Here is a 17510-nt window from a genome sequence, read left to right as displayed (position 1 = left end):
ATGAGGTGGGGTAAGCATGAACGCGCCGTACGACGGTGACCGCGGTCAGGGCGCGGCCGGCTCGGGCTACCCCGAGCCGCCGCCCGAGCCCGGCCAGGTGCCGCCGCAGCACGCGGCGGACATGTATCTCCAGGACGCCTACGAGCAGGACCCCTACCGGGCGCACGACCTGGCCGCCCAGGACCCGGTCGCCGAGGCACTGTACGACCGTGCCGCGCACCCGCCGCCGCCCCCCGGCACGTACGACCAGCAGCAGCCGCTGTACGCCCCGCCCGCCCAGTCGCCCTACGCGCCCGACCCCAACGTGTGGGCGCAGACCCCGGCGCCTGAGCCGGGGAACACGACCCCGTACCTGCCGTACGGCGAAGACCCGCGCACGACCCGGTTCGTGGGCGTGGACGATCTGGTCACGCACTCCGGCGAGGAGTACCACGAGCCGGACGCCTTCGCGCACCTCTTCAAGGACCAGCAGCACAGCGGCGCCCACACGCCCATGGATCCCCCGGCCGTTCCGGGACCTGCCGCGGCGCCGGGCGGTGGTTACGGCCCTGCCGGCCAGTACCCGCCCCCGCACGGTCACAGCCCGCAGCAGGGCCACCCGTACGCCGGCGCCGGGTACCCGGCCGGCCCGTCCGCCACCGGATACGCGGCACATTCCCAGGTCCCCGCTCCGGCCGCCGCTCCGGGCCCCGCAGGCCCGCCCGGGGTCATCGAGCCGGAAGCCACCACGGCCGGCGACACGGCCGCTCCCGCCAAGAAGGGCGGGCGGGCCGCCGGGCTGCTGAAGTCCAGTGCGGTCATGGCGGCGGGCACGATGGTCTCCCGTCTCACCGGCTTCGTCCGCTCCGCGCTGATCGCCGCCTCGCTGGGCCTCGGCTTCCTCGCCGACTCCTTCCAGGTGGCCTACCAGCTGCCGACGATGATCTACATCCTCACCGTCGGCGGCGGCCTGAACTCCGTGTTCGTGCCCCAGCTGGTGCGCTCCATGAAGGAGGACGAGGACGGCGGCGAGGCCTTCGCCAACCGGCTGCTGACCCTCGTGATGGTGGCCCTGGCCGCCCTGACCGGACTCGCGCTGTTCGCCGCGCCGCTGCTGGTGCGCCTGCTGGCCGCCCCGGTGGCCGACGACCCGGCGGCGAACGAGGTCGCGGTCACCTTCACCCGTTACTTCCTGCCCTCGATCTTCTTCATGGGTATCCATGTGGTGATGGGTCAGATCCTCAACGCGCGCGGGAAGTTCGGCGCGATGATGTGGACCCCGGTCCTGAACAACATCGTCATCATCGTGACGCTCGGCATGTTCATCTGGGTCTACGGCACCGCCGCGAACTCGCACATGACGGTCCAGAACATCCCGCCGGAGGGCCAGCGCCTGCTCGGCGTCGGCGTGCTGCTCGGCCTGGTCGTCCAGGCCCTGGCGATGATCCCCTACCTGCGCGAGACCGGCTTCCGGGTCCGGCTGCGCTTCGACTGGCGGGGTCACGGCCTGGGCAAGGCCGCGATGCTCGCCAAGTGGACGGTCCTGTTCGTCCTCGCCAACCAGGCGGGCGCCATGGTCGTCACCCAGTTGTCCACCGCCGCCGGCAAGGACTCCGGGGTCAAGGGCACCGGCTTCGCCGCCTACGCCAACGCCCAGCTGATCTGGGGCCTGCCGCAGGCCATCATCACCGTCTCCCTGATGGCCGCCCTGCTGCCGCGCATCTCGCGCTCGGCCGCCGAGGGCGACGCGGGCGCCGTCCGCGACGACATCTCCCAGGGGCTGCGCACCACCGCGGTCGCCATCGTGCCGATCGCCTTCGGGTTCGTCTCGCTCGGCATCCCGATGTGCACGCTGATCTTCGGCTCCGCCGGTACCGGCGCGGCCACCAACATGGGCTACATGCTGATGGCCTTCGCCCTCGGTCTGATCCCCTACTCCGTGCAGTACGTCGTCCTGCGCGCCTTCTACGCCTACGAGGACACCCGCACCCCCTTCTACAACACGGTCATCGTGGCCGTGGTCAACGCCGGAGCCTCGGCCCTGTGCTACTTCCTGCTGCCGTCGCGCTGGGCCGTCGCCGGCATGGCCGCCGCCTACGGCCTCGCCTACGCCATCGGGGTGGGCGTCGCCTGGCGCCGACTGCGCCAGCGGCTGGGCGGGGACCTGGACGGCTCCCGCGTGCTGCGCACCTACGCGCGACTGGGTATCGCCTCGGTTCCGGCGGCCCTCCTCAGCGGCGCGGCCTGCTACGGCATCGGACACACCCTCGGCCTGGGCGTCGTCGGCTCCTTCGCCGCGCTGCTCGCCGGTGGTGTCGTTCTGTTCGGCGTCTTCTTCCTCGCCGCCCGCCGGATGCGCATCGAGGAACTCAACTCGCTCGTCGGTATGGTGCGCGGGCGTCTGGGGCGTTGAGGCGAGGGTAGGCGCACAACCATCGTCCGCCGCTGTGTGTCGTGCATAGCGGCGGACTGTGGGCACAATTGGTTTCGGCGTCGGACAGCGTGCAACGGATGGGGAGGCAGGGACGACGGTGGCGGAACGGAGCACGGCTGCCGTCGACGTGGCAGACAACAGCGGTGAGCAGCCGCTGACCGCCAAGGCGGACCAGTCCACGGCCGACGGGGTGGCCAAGAACCCGGAGCGGGACACGGACAGCGTGGAGGCACAGGGGAGCGGCGGAACCGAAGGTCCCGGACGGAAGGCCTCGCCTCCGGAGTTGCACAGCGGTCACAAGCTCGCCAGACGCTACCGACTGGAGGAGTGCGTCACCCGTCTGGACGGATTCAGCAGTTGGCGTGCGGTCGACGAGAAACTCCGTCGTGCCGTCGGCGTCCACGTACTGCCCGCGGACCACCCCCGGGCCCGTTCCGTCCTCGCCGCCGCCCGTTCCTCGGCGCTCCTCGGCGATCCGCGCTTCGTACAGGTCCTCGACGCCGTCGAGGAGAACGACCTCGTCTACGTCGTCCACGAGTGGCTGCCCGACGCCACCGAACTCTCCACGTTGCTCGCCGTCGGCCCGCTGGAGCCGCACGACGCCTACCAGATGGTCAGTCAGGTTGCCTCCGCCATGGCCGCCGCGCACCGGGAGGGTCTCGCCCATCTGCGGCTGAACCCGAATGCCGTGCTGCGCGCCTCCACCGGCCAGTGGCGCATCCGTGGTCTCGCCGTGAACGCCGCCTTGCGGGGCATCACCTCCGACACCCCGCAGCGCACCGACACCGAGGCGATCGGCGCCCTGCTGTACGCGGCGCTGACCCAGCGCTGGCCCTACGAGAGCGACGCCTACGGTCTGTCCGGTCTCCCCAAGGACATCGGCCTCATCCCTCCGGACCAGGTGCGCGCCGGTGTGCACCGCGGCCTGTCCGAACTCGCCATGCGCGCCCTCGTCAACGACGGTGCCACGGCGTCCCGTCACGAGGCTCCGTGCACCACGCCGGAGGAGCTGGTGAAGGCGATCGGTGAGATGCCGCGCATCCGCCCGCCCGAGCCGGCGTTCACGGCCCCGCCGGAGTACCAGCGCACGACCTATCAGCAGGGCACCTACGGCCGCCCGGCCCCGCACCCGGGGGGCACGCAGCCGATCGCTCCCCCGCCGCCCCCGCTCCAGAGCCGCACCGGGAAGGCCCTGAAGTGGGCGGTCTCGGCCCTGCTCATCGCCGCACTGGGACTGGGCAGCTGGCAGCTGGCGGACGCTCTGATGGACCGGAACGGGAAGTCGGACGACACCAACAAGAGCCAGACGACGGACGGCGGCGACAAGAACGCCGTGAAGCCGAAGCCGACTCCGATAAAGATCCAGAACGGCCAGGAGTTCGTCGCGAAGGGCGACGCCCAGAGTCCCGGTAACGTCGCCAAGACGTACGACGGCGACGCCTCGACGTACTGGAAGACCAAGAGCTTCAACGAAGGTCCGACGATCGCGCCGTTCAAGCCGGGCGTCGGCATCGTGTACGACCTCGGCTCGGCCAAGGAGCTCGGCGCGGCCACCATCGACCTCCGCTACGGCGGTGACCACACGACGGTCGAGCTGTACGCCGCGGATTCGCTGTCCCCGGCCTCGCTGGATTCCATGACGAAGATCGGCAGCGTCACGACGACGGGCACCACGGCCACGGTGAAGGTCAGCAAGCCGGTCAAGACGCAGTACGTTCTCGTCTGGCTGACGGCCGTGCCCAACTCGGGGTACGACTCCACCCTGTACGCCAGCGCCGGCTACAAGCAGGCCATCGGCGAAGTGAAGTTCACGGGCTGACGTCTCACCCGGACCGGAGGGGCAGATGGCGGAGGGTGCCGGATACGACGGAGTGGGCGACCGCGACCTGCTCGCTCGCCACGTGGAAGGCGACCCCGAGGCCTTCGGTGAGATCGTGCGGCGCCACCGGGGCCGGCTCTGGGCGGTCGCCCTGCGGACCCTGGGGGACCGCGAGGAGGCCGCTGACGCGGTCCAGGACGCCCTGGTGTCGGCCTACCGGGCCGCCCACACCTTCCGGGGACAGTCGGCCGTCACGACGTGGCTGCACCGGATCACGGTGAACGCCTGCCTGGACCGGGCCCGTAAGGCGGCCTCGCGGAAGACGGCTCCGGTCGACGACACCGAGCGGCTGGAGCAGTTGCTGGAGCCGTACGAGTCCGCCTCGGCGCCGGCCGAGCGGAAGGACGTGCACCGACAGCTCCTCGAAGCGCTCGGCACCCTTCCGCCCGAGCAGCGGGCCGCTCTGGTCCTGGTGGACATGCAGGGCTACCCGGTGGCGGAGGCCGCGCGAATCCTCGATGTCCCGACGGGAACGGTGAAGAGCCGGTGCGCCCGGGGCAGGGCAAGGCTGCTGCCCCTGCTCACGCATCTACGGCCCGAAGGCACTCCGGCGGCGCGATCGGCCGGTGCCCCAGGCGGGAAAGAGAGCGGCCCGGAACGGAACCGGGGGCAGGGGTCATCCGTCCCACCGGCGACGGGGTCCCCGAGTGGACCTCCCAGGGACGCGGGACCGAGCGATACAGCCGTAGTGAAGGGCGGAGGTGGGCGAGCGTGACTTCCACGACAGACACGGCCGGGCACCCGGACGTCGCGGAGATCTCCGACCTCACCGAGGGCCTCCTTCCGCCGGATCGCAGCACCGACGTACGGAGCCATCTGGACGTGTGCGAGGCGTGCGCGGACGTTTATACGTCACTGGAGGAGATCCGGGGCCTGCTCGGATCGGTGCCGGCGCCGGAGCGCATGCCGGACGATGTGGTCGAGCGCATCGACGTCGCCCTCGCAGCCGAGGCACCACTGAACGCGGACGGCGAGGACGTCGCAGGCGATGTTTCACGTGAAACGTCGCCCCTTACTGCCCCTCCCGGTGCACACCCTGCCGTCCACTCCACTGTTCCTGCCACTGATCACCCCGCCGACCGCCCCGCAGGGCGCCCGCGCGCGGGGACCGGGCCCGGACGCAAGGGGGCACAGCATGGGCGACGCCGTGGCCGGCTCGTCCTGGGCGCCGTTCTCACCGCCGCGGTACTGGGGGCCGGAGGGCTGATCGTGAAGTCGCTCGGGGGCACCGCCGACCACACGGCCGCCCACGGGACACCGACCGCCTCCGCCGACACCTTCTCCGGCGACAGCGTGCAGAACCAGGTGCACGCCCTCCTCACCACCAAGAAAAGTCTGCTGACGGACAGCGCGAAGCCTCGGCTGGAAGGTGACGGCGGGTCGGACACGCCCGGCTCGACCGGGGGCCCCAACACACTCCTCCAGACCACGGTTCCGGTCCCCGACTGTGTCCGGCAAGTGCTCAACCAGGGCGCCGACGTCCTGGGCGCCAAGACGGGAACGTACGCGGGGAAGCCCGCCTATCTCGTCGTCGTGGCCGACACACACGACAGCAAGCGGGTCACCGCCTATGTGGTCGACGCGGCCTGTGTGCACCAGCAGACGGCTTCGGCCGGCACGGTCCTGCTGAAGCAGTCCGTCGCGCGTCACTGAGCCGGCTGGAACACTCCTTCGGTCGTTCCTGGGCATGCGTGTGCCGGGGCACACCGGGAATGCAGGGCCCGTAGGATCCGTTGGGTGGGGTGAGAGTCCCGAAAGGGGCTCTCACCGGTCGACTGACGCAGACCAGAGACGAGGAATCAAGCCGTGAGCGACGTCCGTAACGTGATCATCATCGGCTCCGGGCCCGCAGGCTACACGGCGGCGCTCTACACCGCCCGTGCGTCGCTGAAGCCCCTGGTGTTCGAAGGCGCCGTCACCGCAGGTGGCGCGCTGATGAACACCACCGAGGTGGAGAACTTCCCGGGCTTCCGCGACGGCATCATGGGCCCCGAGCTCATGGACAACATGCGCGCCCAGGCCGAACGATTCGGTGCCGAGCTGATCCCGGACGACATCGTCTCCGTCGACCTGACCGGTGAGATCAAGACCGTCACCGACACCGCGGGCACGGTCCACCGGGCGAAGGCCGTCATCGTCACCACCGGCTCCCAGCACCGGAAGCTGGGCCTGCCGAACGAGGACACGCTCTCCGGCCGTGGCGTCTCCTGGTGCGCCACCTGTGACGGGTTCTTCTTCAAGGACCAGGACATCGTCGTGATCGGCGGTGGCGACACCGCGATGGAGGAGGCCACCTTCCTCTCGCGGTTCGCCAGGTCCGTGACGATCGTCCACCGCCGGGACACCCTGCGCGCCTCCAAGGCGATGCAGGAGCGCGCCTTCGGTGACCCGAAGATCAAGTTCGTCTGGGACAGCGAGGTCGCCGAGATCCAGGGCGACCAGAAGCTCTCCGGCCTGAAGCTGCGGAACGTCAAGACCGGCGAGCTGTCCGACCTGCCCGCGACGGGCCTGTTCATCGCGATCGGCCACGACCCGCGCACCGAGTTGTTCAAGGGCCAGCTGGACCTGGACGAGGAGGGCTACCTGAAGGTCGACTCCCCGTCCACCCGCACCAACGTGACCGGTGTCTTCGCCGCCGGTGACGTGGTGGACCACACCTACCGCCAGGCGATCACCGCGGCCGGGACCGGCTGCTCCGCCGCCCTGGACGCCGAGCGCTTCCTCGCCGCCCTCGCGGACGAGGAGAAGGCGGAGCCCGAGAAGACCGCCGTCTGACCTTCCCTCTCCCTCACCCCACCGCACGACCAAGGTAAGGAGCCCACCGTGGCCGGCAACCTGAAGACTGTGACCGACGACTCCTTCGATCAGGAGGTCCTCAAGAGCGACAAGCCCGTCCTCGTGGACTTCTGGGCGGCGTGGTGCGGCCCGTGCCGTCAGATCGCCCCGTCCCTGGAGGCGATCGCCGCCGAGCACGGCGACAAGATCGAGATCGTCAAGCTCAACATCGATGAGAACCCGGGCACGGCCGCCAAGTACGGCGTCATGTCCATCCCGACCCTGAACGTCTACCAGGGCGGCGAGGTTGCCAAGACCATCGTCGGCGCCAAGCCCAAGGCCGCGCTTCTCCGTGACCTCGAAGAGTTCATCACCAAGTGACGTTTCACGTGAAACATGAAGGGGCCGACCCGCAATGGTCGGCCCCTTCATGTTGAGCCCTCTCCACTACAGCGGCCTCAGCGCGGGTTCCTTCTGGACCGCCCCCAGGAGCCGGTCGAGCGCCATCTCCACGTCTTCCTTCCAGGAGAGCGTGGACCGCAACTCCAGCCGCAGCCGGGGATGCGTGGGGTGCTGCCGGACCGTCTTGAAGCCCACGGCCAGCAGATGCTCGGCGGGCAACAGACAGGCGGGCTCCTTCCAGCGGGAGTCGCCGAACGCCTCGATCGCCCTGAAGCCCCGGCGCAGCAGATCCTTGGCGACCGTCTGCACCAGCACCCGGCCCAACCCCTGCCCCTGGTATCCCGGCATGACGAAGCCGGTCATCAGCTGGACGGCGTCCGGCGAGACCGGGCTCGTGGGGAAGGCCGTCGAACGAGGGACATAGGCCGGCGGGGCGTACAGCACGAAGCCCGCCGGTACGTCATCGACGTACACCACCCGGCCGCACGAACCCCAGTCCAGCAGGACGGCCGAGATCCAGGACTCCTTCTCCAGCGCGGCCCTGCCCGTCTTCACAGCCTCTTCGCCGCTGACAGGGTCCAGCTCCCAGAAGACACACGAACGACAACGGTGGGGAAGGTCCTGAAGGTTGTCCAGTGTGAGCGGCACGAGCCGACGCCCCATGAAGGCTGATCCTCGCTTCCTTCGCCCGCCGCATCGCGAGCGGCTGCCCCCGTCTCTCCACTCACAGATGCAGACGCTGTCCGGTGGATGCTCTATCTGATCGCATCGTATCCACGATCGGATTCACTCGATACCGCCTCAAAGCAAAGAGCGGACCGTGTTCCGGTACACACCGGACACGGTCCGCTCCGCTGCTCCACGGGACGGCATCGCCCGAGGATCAGTCCTGCGTCTCCTCGCCGTCGCTCTCCAGAAGGCTCTTCTGGAGAGCCAGCTTCTCGCCCGGGGCGAGCGTGCTGAGGATCCTCTCCAGATCATCCGCGGAGGCGAACTCCACGGTGATCTTGCCCTTCTTCTGGCCCAGCTCGACCTTTACCCGCGTCTCGAAGCGGTCCGAGAGCCGCGTGGCCAGTTCGCTCAGCGCCGGCGAAGGCACCGACCCGGCCCGGGGCCCCCGGGAGCGCGAGGCCTTCTGAGGCCGCGAGCCCATCAGCGTCACGATCTCTTCCACGGAGCGGACCGACAGTCCCTCGGCCACGATCCGGTGCGCCAGCCGGTCCTGCTCCTCAGAGTCCTCGACGGCCAGCAGCGCCCGCGCGTGGCCGGCCGAGAGCACTCCGGCCGCCACCCGCTTCTGGACGGTCGGCGACAGCTTCAGCAGACGCAGAGTGTTGGAGACCTGCGGACGGGACCGACCGATCCGGTCGGCCAGCTGGTCGTGCGTGCAGTTGAAGTCCTTCAGCAGCTGATCGTAGGCAGCGGCCTCTTCGATCGGGTTCAGCTGCGCGCGGTGCAGGTTCTCCAGCAGCGCGTCCAGGAGGAGCTTCTCGTCGTCCGTGGCCCGGACGATGGCCGGGATGGCTTCCAGGCCGGCCTCACGGCAGGCGCGCCAGCGCCGCTCGCCCATGATCAGCTCATAGCGACCGGGACCCAGCTGCCGCACCACGACGGGCTGGAGGAGACCGACCTCCTTGATGGAGGTGACCAGTTCCTGGAGCGCGTCCTCGTCGAAGATCTCACGCGGCTGGCGTGGGTTCGGCGTGATGGCGTCGAGGGGGATCTCGGCGAAGTGGGCCCCCATCGGGGGCGCGGGCACCTCGACGGCCGGGTTCGCCGGAGCCACCTCGGTCTCCTGTGCAACCGGCGGCAGCGTGGCCACCTTCGCCGCTGCCACCCCGCGGTCGGTCGTCAGCACCGGAACGGCTCCGGGGGAGCTGGTTCCTCCGCCCCCCATCGCCGCCGGAGCCGGCGCCTTCTCCGTCGGGGCAGCAGGGATCAGTGCGCCGAGACCACGGCCCAGACCCCTCCGTCGCTCGCTCACTGGATCCCCTCCACCATGCTCTGGTCTTTCTGAGCGCCGATATGGGCCTGGCTCGCGTCATAGCTGACGCCGATGCCCTTCAGCGCGATTTCTCGGGCGGCCTCAAGATACGAGAGGGCGCCGCTCGATCCTGGATCGTAAGTCAGCACCGTCTGCCCGTAACTCGGTGCCTCGGAGATACGGACGGAGCGGGGAATGCTCGTCCGTAGCACCTCGTCACCGAAGTGGCTGCGCACCTCCTCCGCGACCTGGGAAGCAAGGCGCGTCCGGCCGTCGTACATGGTGAGCAGGATGGTCGACACATGCAGGGCGGGGTTGAGGTGCCCCCGCACCAGGTCGACGTTGCGCAGGAGTTGGCCGAGTCCCTCCAGCGCGTAGTACTCGCACTGGATCGGGATGAGTACCTCGGCACCCGCGACAAGCGCGTTGACCGTCAACAGGCCGAGCGAGGGCGGGCAGTCGATGAGGATGTAGTCCAACGGCTGCTCATACGCCTGGATGGCCCGCTGGAGCCGGCTCTCGCGGGCCACCAGGGACACCAACTCGATCTCCGCACCGGCGAGATCGATGGTGGCGGGGGCGCAGAAGAGACCTTCGACATCTACGACGGGCTGGACGACCTCAGCGAGAGGCTTGCTTTCGACCAGCACATCGTAGATGGAAGGAACGTCGGCGTGGTGGTCGATCCCGAGGGCTGTCGATGCGTTGCCCTGCGGGTCGAGGTCGATCACCAGGACGCGGGCACCGTGCAGAGCCAGCGAAGCGGCAAGGTTGACGGTCGTCGTCGTCTTGCCCACGCCACCCTTCTGGTTGGCGACCACGATGACTCTGGTCTGCTCCGGTCGAGGCAGGCCTTCGCCGGCGCGGCCGAGAGCCTCCACCGCCAGTTGGGCCGCACGACCGATGGGAGTGTCGTCCATCGGAGGCGGTGTTTCACGTGAAACATCCGCCCCCATCGACTCGGTGCGGGGACCGGGGACCGGATCGGTCATCGGTCCCGCGATGTTGGCGTCGGACCGCAAGGATTCACTCTCCTCGACTTCAGGCTCGCAATGAACAGAGCCTCCCATGTCTTCGGGGTCATGAACCAGTGAGGCCGGGTCTTCTGTGGAGAAATCCACCTCTGTGGACAACTCCGTGCCCCTGGAGGGGGACGGAGTTGTCGGGGATGGGGCCGGAGTGTCCGGGGCGGGGACCTCTCCGAGGGAACCGAGAGGCTTTCGGTCGCGCGGTTCGGCCGCAGCGCGGCCACGACTGATGATGCCGTGCAACAGTGAGCGACGTTTCACGTGAAACACGATGCACAGCGGCTGGGACCGGATCGTCGCGACACTCCGGCTTGCGCGGGTTTGGCAGCTTGTGTGGAGTACGTCTCGTCGTCAGGACGGATCAGCGGCGTCGGCGCGCCCGTCCCGTCCGGGCCGCCTTCGCCCGCTTGGCGGCGAAGCGCACACCGCCCGGGCTCTCACCGACCTCAACCCGCACCACCGTCGACAGCGGATCCACAATGCCCTCACCCACGTGGAGGATGGACGTCTCCACCGCGCCGAGCTTGCTGAGCGCGGCAGCGGATGCCTTCAGCTCCTCCTCGGCGGTGTCGCCCTTGAGCGCGAGCATCTCGCCGTACGGCCGCAGCAGCGGAATGCCCCAGGCGGCCAGGCGGTCGAGCGGAGCCACGGCCCGGGCGGTCACCACATGGACCGGCGGGAGCTTGCCCAGGACCTCCTCGGCACGGCCGCGCACCACGGTGACGTGGTCCAGGCCGAGCAGTTCGACGACCTCCGTGAGGAAGTTGGTGCGCCGCAGCAAGGGCTCCAGCAGCGTGATGTTCAGGTCGTCGCGGACCAGGGCCAGCGGGATGCCCGGCAGCCCGGCGCCGGAGCCGACATCGCAGACCGTCACTGCCTCGGGGACGGCCTCGGAGAGCACCGCGCAGTTCAGGATGTGCCGCTCCCACAGACGGGGCACTTCCCGCGGGCCGATCAGGCCGCGCTGCACGCCCGCCTCGGCGAGCAGTTCCGCATAGCGGACCGCATCGGCGAAGCGATCACCAAACACTTCGCGCGCCTGCTCGGGCGCGGGGGGAAGCTCCGCTGCCTCCGTCACGGGGACCGTCCTTCCGTACAGCGCCGGCGCTTCGCGCACCGGCCACCAGAACTACCAGGCTGACAAAGTTCGGCCCCGCCTGCTCAACAGACGGGGCCGGTGGAATGGGAGAGCCGATCAGGCGGGCAGCACGACGACGAAGCGCTGCGGCTCCTCGCCCTCGGACTCGCTGCGCAGCCCTGCGGCCTTGACCGCGTCGTGCACGACCTTGCGCTCGAACGGGGTCATCGGCTTCAGCTTCACGGGCTCGCCGGTGCTCTTGACGTCGGCGGCGGCCTTGGCGCCCAGCTCGGACAGCTCGGACCGCTTCTTCGCCCGGTACCCCGCGATGTCCAGCATCAGCCGGCTGCGGTCGCCGGTCTCCCGGTGCACCGCCAGGCGCGTCAGCTCCTGGAGCGCCTCCAGCACCTCGCCGTCCCGGCCGACCAGCTTCTGAAGGTCGCGCCCGCCGGTGTCGCTGATGATCGACACGGAGGCGCGGTCGGCCTCGACGTCCATGTCGATGTCGCCGTCGAGGTCGGCGATGTCCAGCAGACCCTCCAGGTAGTCCGCCGCGATCTCACCCTCCTGCTCCAGGCGGGTGAGGGTGTCTGCACCCTCGGCAGCGGCGGAGGTGGTGCCTTCCGTCACGGGATGGGCTCCTTCTTACTTCTTGGACGGGGACTTGGGCCGCTGCGGGCCACCCTTGCGCTGGCCGGACTGGGCCTTGCTGCGGGTGCCGGAGCCGGGCTTCTGGGGCTGTTTGGCAGCGGCGGGCTTGGCGTCCTGCGGCTCGTCGGACTTCTCCAGCGAGGTGGGCTCACCCGCCTGCTTGGGCCCGGACTGGCGCTGGGCCTTGGTCTGACGCTTGGGCTGCTGGCGCCGGGCGGCGGCGGCTGCGGTGGTGTCGACGGGCGCACCGTCCTCGGTCTGCGCCGCGGCCTGGACCGTGCTCTTCACCACGGTGCCGTCGCTCTGGGCGGAGAGGCCGGCCTTGGTCAGCGCGTTGATGAACTTGCGCTCGAACTCGTTGCGGTCGCGTCCCTTGGCGACGATCGCCTTGACGATGGTCTTCTCGCTCCGGCGGCTGACCTTGCCGTGGTGCGTGACGTGCTTGGTCAGACGCTCCAGGTAGGCGGCCTGGGCCTTGGAACCCGGAGTCGGGTTGTTGTGGATGACGTACATCTGCTGGCCCATGGTCCACACGTTGGTGGTCAGCCAGTAGACGAGGACACCGACCGGGAAGTTGATACCGAAGACGGCGAACATGATGGGGAAGACGTACATCAGCATCTTCTGCTGCTGCATGAACGGCGTCTTCACCGTCGTGTCGACGTTCTTCGTCATCAGCTGGCGCTGCGTGTAGAACTGCGACGCCGACATCAGGACGATCATGATCACGGTCACGACACGGACGTCGGTGACCGAGGCGCCCAGGGCGTGGATCGTGTCGGAGCCGTCCTTGAACTTCGCGGCGAGCGGGGCCCCGAAGATGTGCGCCTTACGGGCACTGGCCAGCAGCGAGTCGTTGATGACGCCGATGGTGTGGCCCGACGCGATGCCGTTGAGCACGTGGTACAGGGCGAAGAAGAACGGGGACTGCGCCAGGATGGGAAGGCACGAGGAGAGCGGGTTGGTGCCCGACTCCTTGTACAGCTTCATCATCTCTTCGGACTGACGCTGCTTGTCGTTCTTGTAGCGCTCCTGGATCTTCTTCATCTCGGGCTGGAGCGTCTGCATGGCCCGGGTCGCCTTGATCTGCTTCACGAAGAGCGGGATCAGGCAGATGCGGATCAGGATCACCAGGGACACGATGGACAGGCCCCAGGCCCACCCGGTGTCAGGGCCGAAGAGGGCGCCGTAGACCGTGTGGAACTGGACGATGACCCATGAGACGGGTGTTGTGATGAAGCTGAAGAGGCTGGCAATCGTGTCCACTAATCATGCTCCTTGGGCATGGGACGAGGTCTCTGCGGCCGGGCTCGGAGGAAGCTCGGAAGCAGGCTTCTCGGGCTTCGCTTCGGTGGCCGGTTCGGCGGCGGAGGGCCCGCCCCTGCGTGCGCGCCACGCGTTGCGCAGCATTTCGTGCCACCGCGGGCGCTTACGCGGCGGAACATGGTCCACACCGCCCAGCGACCACGGATTGCACCGGAGGATGCGCCAGGCGGTGAGTGCCGTTCCCTTGATCGCACCGTGCCGGTCGATGGCCGTGTAGCCGTAGTGGGAGCACGACGGGTAGTACTTGCACACCGGCCCCAGCAGCGGACTGATCGTCCACTGGTAGAGCTTGATCAGAGCCAGCAGCGGGTACTTCATCGCGCGCCCCCTCCCAGCAGCCGCTGAAGGGCGGCATCCAGGTCTCGGGCCAGCTGTGCGTGGTCGGCGTCGCCCGCTCCGGGCAGCGCTCGTACGACTACCAGGCTACCGGGGGGAAACAGGGCGACCCGGTCACGCATCAGATGGCGCAGTCTGCGCTTCACTGTGTTGCGCACGACCGCGCCACCCACGGCCTTGCTCACGACGAAACCCGCACGCGTCGGGGGAGCGCTCTCCCCAGGCGCGTGCGGGTCCGTTGCACCGCTTCGAAGGTGGACGACGAGGGTCGGGCGTCCGGCCCGACGACCTCGTCGTACCGCGGTCGCGAAGTCCTCGCGCCGCCTCAGCCGGTTCTCGGTGGGCAGCACGACGTCATGACCTGATCGGGATCAGGCGGACAGGCGGGCGCGACCCTTGCTACGGCGGGACGCGAGAATCGCGCGGCCGGCACGGGTGCGCATACGCAGCCGGAAGCCGTGGGTCTTCGCGCGACGACGGTTGTTCGGCTGGAAGGTGCGCTTGCTCACTCGGGGGCTCCAGAAGAAATCGGTAGTGGCGGGGTGCCGTCCTGGCTGTCACCGTGCGCCCACGAGTAGCTCGCGTCACGCCCGAGTGCACCGCTTCCCGATCACCTGAAGTGATCTGTGCCCATCGGAGGCAGGCGGCAGCAGCCATCGACAACTCGACCTGGTTACGGTACGCGGGGCTGAGCCATCCGGTCAAACCGAGGGTCGCCGAGGGACACTATCCACAGGCTGGGGACAACAACTTGAACCGCACCCGCCGCGCTGACTACCGTGGCTGAACTCCGATTCGTTCCCTTATCCCCGCCCGACCTGATTTTCATCCCGACCCGTCCCTGAACCACACGTTCGTGGGACCTGTGAGAGAGCGTGCCCTGTGGCTGACGTACCTGCCGATCTTGCCGCAGTGTGGCCACGAGTACTGGAGCAGCTCCTCGGAGAGGGCCGCGGACAGGGTGTGGAGGCGAAGGACGAGCACTGGATCCGGCGCTGCCAGCCGCTCGCGCTGGTCGCGGACACCGCCCTGCTCGCCGTGCCGAACGAATTCGCGAAGGGCGTCCTGGAAGGCCGCCTGGCACCGATCGTCAGCGAGACACTGAGCCGGGAGTGCGGCCGCCCCATCCGGATCGCGATCACCGTGGACGACTCGGCGGGCGAGCCGCCGGCACCGACCGCGCCCCCCGCGCAGCAGACCCCGAAGCCGCGCTACGAGGAACCGGAACTTCCCGCGGGGCCCTATGAGGGCTACGGCCGCCACCGCGGCGACCGCCCGGGCGGCGACCCGCGCGAGCAGCTGCCGCCCGCCCGCCCGGACCAGCTCCCCACCGCCCGCCCGGCCTACCCGTCCGAGTACCAGCGCCCCGAGCCCGGCGCCTGGCCGCGCCCCGGCCAGGACGAGTACGGCTGGCAGCAGCCCCGGCTCGGCTTCCCCGAGCGGGACCCGTACGCCTCGCCGTCGTCCCAGGACGGCTACGGCTCCGGCGCGGACGCGTACGGCTCGCCGTCGCAGGACTACCGCCCGCAGGGCATGGACCGGCCTCCGTACGAGCAGCAGCGCGGCGACTACGACAGCCCGCGCGCGGACTACGAGCCGTCCCGCCCGGACTACGACTCCCCGCGCGCGGACTACGAACCGTCCCGGCCCGAGTACGACCAGCGTGAACCGGTCCGCCGTGAGCTGCACGAGCCGCCGGTGCACCGCGGCGGTCACGGCCGCCCGGACGTGCCCTCGGCGGGCGCCCCCGGACCGCTGGCCGCGCAGCCCGCGCCGACGAGCGGCCCCGGTGAGCCGACCGCCCGGCTGAACCCGAAGTACCTGTTCGACACGTTCGTCATCGGCGCCTCCAACCGGTTCGCGCACGCGGCGGCGGTCGCGGTCGCCGAGGCTCCGGCGAAGGCCTACAACCCCCTGTTCATCTACGGGGAGTCGGGGCTCGGCAAGACGCACCTGCTGCACGCCATCGGGCACTACGCGCGCAGCCTCTACCCGGGCACGCGCGTGCGGTACGTGAGCTCGGAGGAGTTCACCAACGAGTTCATCAACTCCATCCGCGACGGCAAGGGCGACAGCTTCCGCAAGCGCTACCGGGAGATGGACATCCTGCTCGTCGACGACATCCAGTTCCTCGCGGACAAGGAGTCGACGCAGGAGGAGTTCTTCCACACCTTCAACACGCTCCACAACGCCAACAAGCAGATCGTGCTCTCCAGCGACCGGCCGCCCAAGCAGCTGGTCACGCTGGAGGACCGGCTGCGGAACCGGTTCGAGTGGGGCCTCATCACCGACGTCCAGCCGCCCGAGCTGGAGACGCGCATCGCGATCCTCCGGAAGAAGGCGGTGCAGGAGCAGCTCAACGCCCCGCCGGAGGTGCTGGAGTTCATCGCCTCCCGGATCTCACGGAACATCCGTGAGCTGGAGGGCGCGCTGATCCGGGTGACGGCGTTCGCCTCGCTCAACCGGCAGCCGGTGGACCTGGGCCTGACGGAGATCGTCCTGAAGGACCTGATCCCCGGGGGCGAGGACTCGACGCCGGAGATCACCGCGCCGGCCATCATGGCGGCAACGGCGGACTACTTCGGGCTCACGGTCGAGGACCTGTGCGGCAGCTCGCGAGGCCGTCAGCTGGTCACCGCGCGGCAGATCGCAATGTACCTGTGCCGGGAGCTGACGGATCTGTCGCTGCCGAAGATCGGGGCGCAGTTCGGTGGGCGGGACCACACGACCGTCATGCACGCCGACCGCAAGATCCGGGCGCTGATGGCCGAGCGGCGGTCGATCTACAACCAGGTGACCGAGCTGACCAACCGGATCAAGAACGGCTGACCGGCGGCCCACGCCGGCCGTACGCGGCACCGAGGCGCCTTCGGGACGGAGATCCCGGGGGCGCCTCTTCGCGTCCCCGTCGGCCGTTCCCCGCTTCCGGTGGACGGGCTGAGCGGGCGGGTGGGATCACCCTCCGCCGCCGACGGCACGGCTCCCGGGAGGCCGACGGTGCGGCCTGCGGTGGCCATGCGGGCACGGCCGCCCGCCATCCGGTGTTCGATTACTCGCCTGGTTACGGCCACTCTCCACAGATTCGGTGACTTTCTTCCGTCCACATCCTGGGGACTGCGGAGTTGTCCCGAACTGTGTCCACAGGCACGCCTCGTCCACGGCTTCCGCCCAGCTCAGAGGCCTGTGGAATCGTGGACGAACGATCTCCACAGACTGTGGACAACGCGGAGATCCACAGCCTGTGCACGGAGTTGTCCACCGGCGACCCACAGGCTGGGGGCAGTTGTCCCCAGCGATCCCCAGCTTCTCCACAGCGCTGTCCACTGTTCGGCAACCCGGCGCACCCGCTCACCGCGTCGAGTGAAAGCCGTCACAGGAAGCTGCCGGATTGGGGTGTGGGAAACCTGGGTATTCCTGGGGACACAGCTGGGGAGAACTGCCCTCAGCCTGTGGGCGACGTGTGCAGAACTTTCCGTTCTCCACAGACAGCCCCGGTTGTCCACTGCCTCCACCCACAGGACCGGTGGACAAAATATCCGCGCTGAGCTGGGCAAACGTGGTTATCCACGGTATCCACAGGCCCTACTACTACTCCCGACTAGAGAGAGCTCGGCAATCGTTTCGAAGCGGGGCCTGTG

The 17510-nt window shown here is 69.2% G+C and carries 16 protein-coding genes; 7 read left to right on the top strand and 9 right to left on the bottom strand.

The genetic code is table 11. From position 1 onward, the window contains the following. Window positions 1–16: 16 nt before the first annotated feature. From murJ to trxA, 6 genes are all read left to right on the top strand, one after another. Window positions 17–2392, top strand: coding sequence for a murein biosynthesis integral membrane protein MurJ (gene murJ, locus IE294_RS20350; RefSeq protein WP_189888136.1), 2376 nt, complete (start codon window positions 17–19; stop codon window positions 2390–2392). 118 nt (window positions 2393–2510) lie between these two features. Then, the gene (locus tag IE294_RS20345) at window positions 2511–4232 is read left to right on the top strand and encodes a protein kinase family protein (RefSeq protein WP_189888134.1); all 1722 of its coding nucleotides are present in this window, start codon (window positions 2511–2513) and stop codon (window positions 4230–4232) included. Between the two features lie 25 nt (window positions 4233–4257). Next, complete coding sequence (gene sigM, locus IE294_RS20340) at window positions 4258–5007, top strand: RNA polymerase sigma factor SigM (protein ID WP_189888132.1); 750 nt, start codon at window positions 4258–4260, stop codon at window positions 5005–5007. Beyond that, window positions 5004–5945, top strand: a complete 942-nt coding sequence (locus tag IE294_RS47680) for an RsmA family anti-sigma factor (RefSeq protein ID WP_229917239.1) — start codon at window positions 5004–5006, stop codon at window positions 5943–5945. The genes sigM and IE294_RS47680 overlap by 4 nt, the downstream gene beginning before the upstream one ends. Window positions 5946–6098: 153 nt before the next feature. Next, window positions 6099–7067 carry a thioredoxin-disulfide reductase gene (trxB, locus tag IE294_RS20330; protein ID WP_189888130.1) on the top strand — a complete coding sequence of 323 codons (969 nt, stop codon included), beginning with the start codon at window positions 6099–6101 and terminating at the stop codon, window positions 7065–7067. A gap of 48 nt (window positions 7068–7115) precedes the next feature. After that, window positions 7116–7448, top strand: a complete 333-nt coding sequence (gene trxA / locus IE294_RS20325) for a thioredoxin (RefSeq protein ID WP_014673766.1) — start codon at window positions 7116–7118, stop codon at window positions 7446–7448. A gap of 66 nt (window positions 7449–7514) precedes the next feature. On the opposite strand, the gene IE294_RS20320 is transcribed toward trxA, so the two are convergent. The 9 genes from IE294_RS20320 to rpmH all read right to left on the bottom strand — a co-directional run bounded on the left by IE294_RS20320 (window position 7515) and on the right by rpmH (window position 14381). After that, window positions 7515–8132, bottom strand: a complete 618-nt coding sequence (locus IE294_RS20320; protein ID WP_189888128.1) for a GNAT family N-acetyltransferase — start codon at window positions 8130–8132, stop codon at window positions 7515–7517. Between the two features lie 220 nt (window positions 8133–8352). Then, complete coding sequence (locus IE294_RS20315) at window positions 8353–9453, bottom strand: ParB/RepB/Spo0J family partition protein (RefSeq protein WP_189888125.1); 1101 nt, start codon at window positions 9451–9453, stop codon at window positions 8353–8355. Beyond that, complete coding sequence (locus IE294_RS20310; RefSeq protein WP_079082346.1) at window positions 9450–10523, bottom strand: ParA family protein; 1074 nt, start codon at window positions 10521–10523, stop codon at window positions 9450–9452. The genes IE294_RS20315 and IE294_RS20310 overlap by 4 nt, the downstream gene beginning before the upstream one ends. A gap of 319 nt (window positions 10524–10842) precedes the next feature. Further along, window positions 10843–11559 carry a 16S rRNA (guanine(527)-N(7))-methyltransferase RsmG gene (gene rsmG, locus IE294_RS20305; RefSeq protein WP_189888123.1) on the bottom strand — a complete coding sequence of 239 codons (717 nt, stop codon included), beginning with the start codon at window positions 11557–11559 and terminating at the stop codon, window positions 10843–10845. Window positions 11560–11676: 117 nt separating this feature from the next. Continuing rightward, the gene (locus IE294_RS20300; protein WP_189888121.1) at window positions 11677–12189 is read right to left on the bottom strand and encodes a Jag family protein; all 513 of its coding nucleotides are present in this window, start codon (window positions 12187–12189) and stop codon (window positions 11677–11679) included. A 15-nt stretch (window positions 12190–12204) separates the two neighbouring features. After that, a complete protein-coding gene (gene yidC, locus IE294_RS20295; RefSeq protein WP_189888119.1) occupies window positions 12205–13476 on the bottom strand; it encodes a membrane protein insertase YidC in 1272 nt (423 codons plus the stop codon). Window positions 13477–13479: 3 nt separating this feature from the next. Further along, window positions 13480–13854 (bottom strand): membrane protein insertion efficiency factor YidD, encoded by a 375-nt coding sequence (gene yidD, locus IE294_RS20290; RefSeq protein WP_030640154.1) that lies wholly within the window; start codon window positions 13852–13854, stop codon window positions 13480–13482. Further along, window positions 13851–14222, bottom strand: coding sequence for a ribonuclease P protein component (gene rnpA, locus IE294_RS20285; RefSeq protein ID WP_078611778.1), 372 nt, complete (start codon window positions 14220–14222; stop codon window positions 13851–13853). The genes yidD and rnpA overlap by 4 nt, the downstream gene beginning before the upstream one ends. 21 nt (window positions 14223–14243) lie before the next feature. Further along, the gene (gene rpmH, locus IE294_RS20280) at window positions 14244–14381 is read right to left on the bottom strand and encodes a 50S ribosomal protein L34 (RefSeq protein WP_003956500.1); all 138 of its coding nucleotides are present in this window, start codon (window positions 14379–14381) and stop codon (window positions 14244–14246) included. A 373-nt stretch (window positions 14382–14754) separates the two neighbouring features. Between rpmH and dnaA the strand changes: the two genes are divergently transcribed. After that, the gene (dnaA, locus tag IE294_RS20275; RefSeq protein ID WP_189888117.1) at window positions 14755–16701 is read left to right on the top strand and encodes a chromosomal replication initiator protein DnaA; all 1947 of its coding nucleotides are present in this window, start codon (window positions 14755–14757) and stop codon (window positions 16699–16701) included. Window positions 16702–17510: the final 809 nt, after the last annotated feature.

This window comes from Streptomyces canarius (genome assembly GCF_014650735.1).
GTDB lineage: Bacteria > Actinomycetota > Actinomycetes > Streptomycetales > Streptomycetaceae > Streptomyces > Streptomyces olivaceoviridis.
This window is presented reverse-complemented; position numbering and strand designations above follow the sequence as displayed.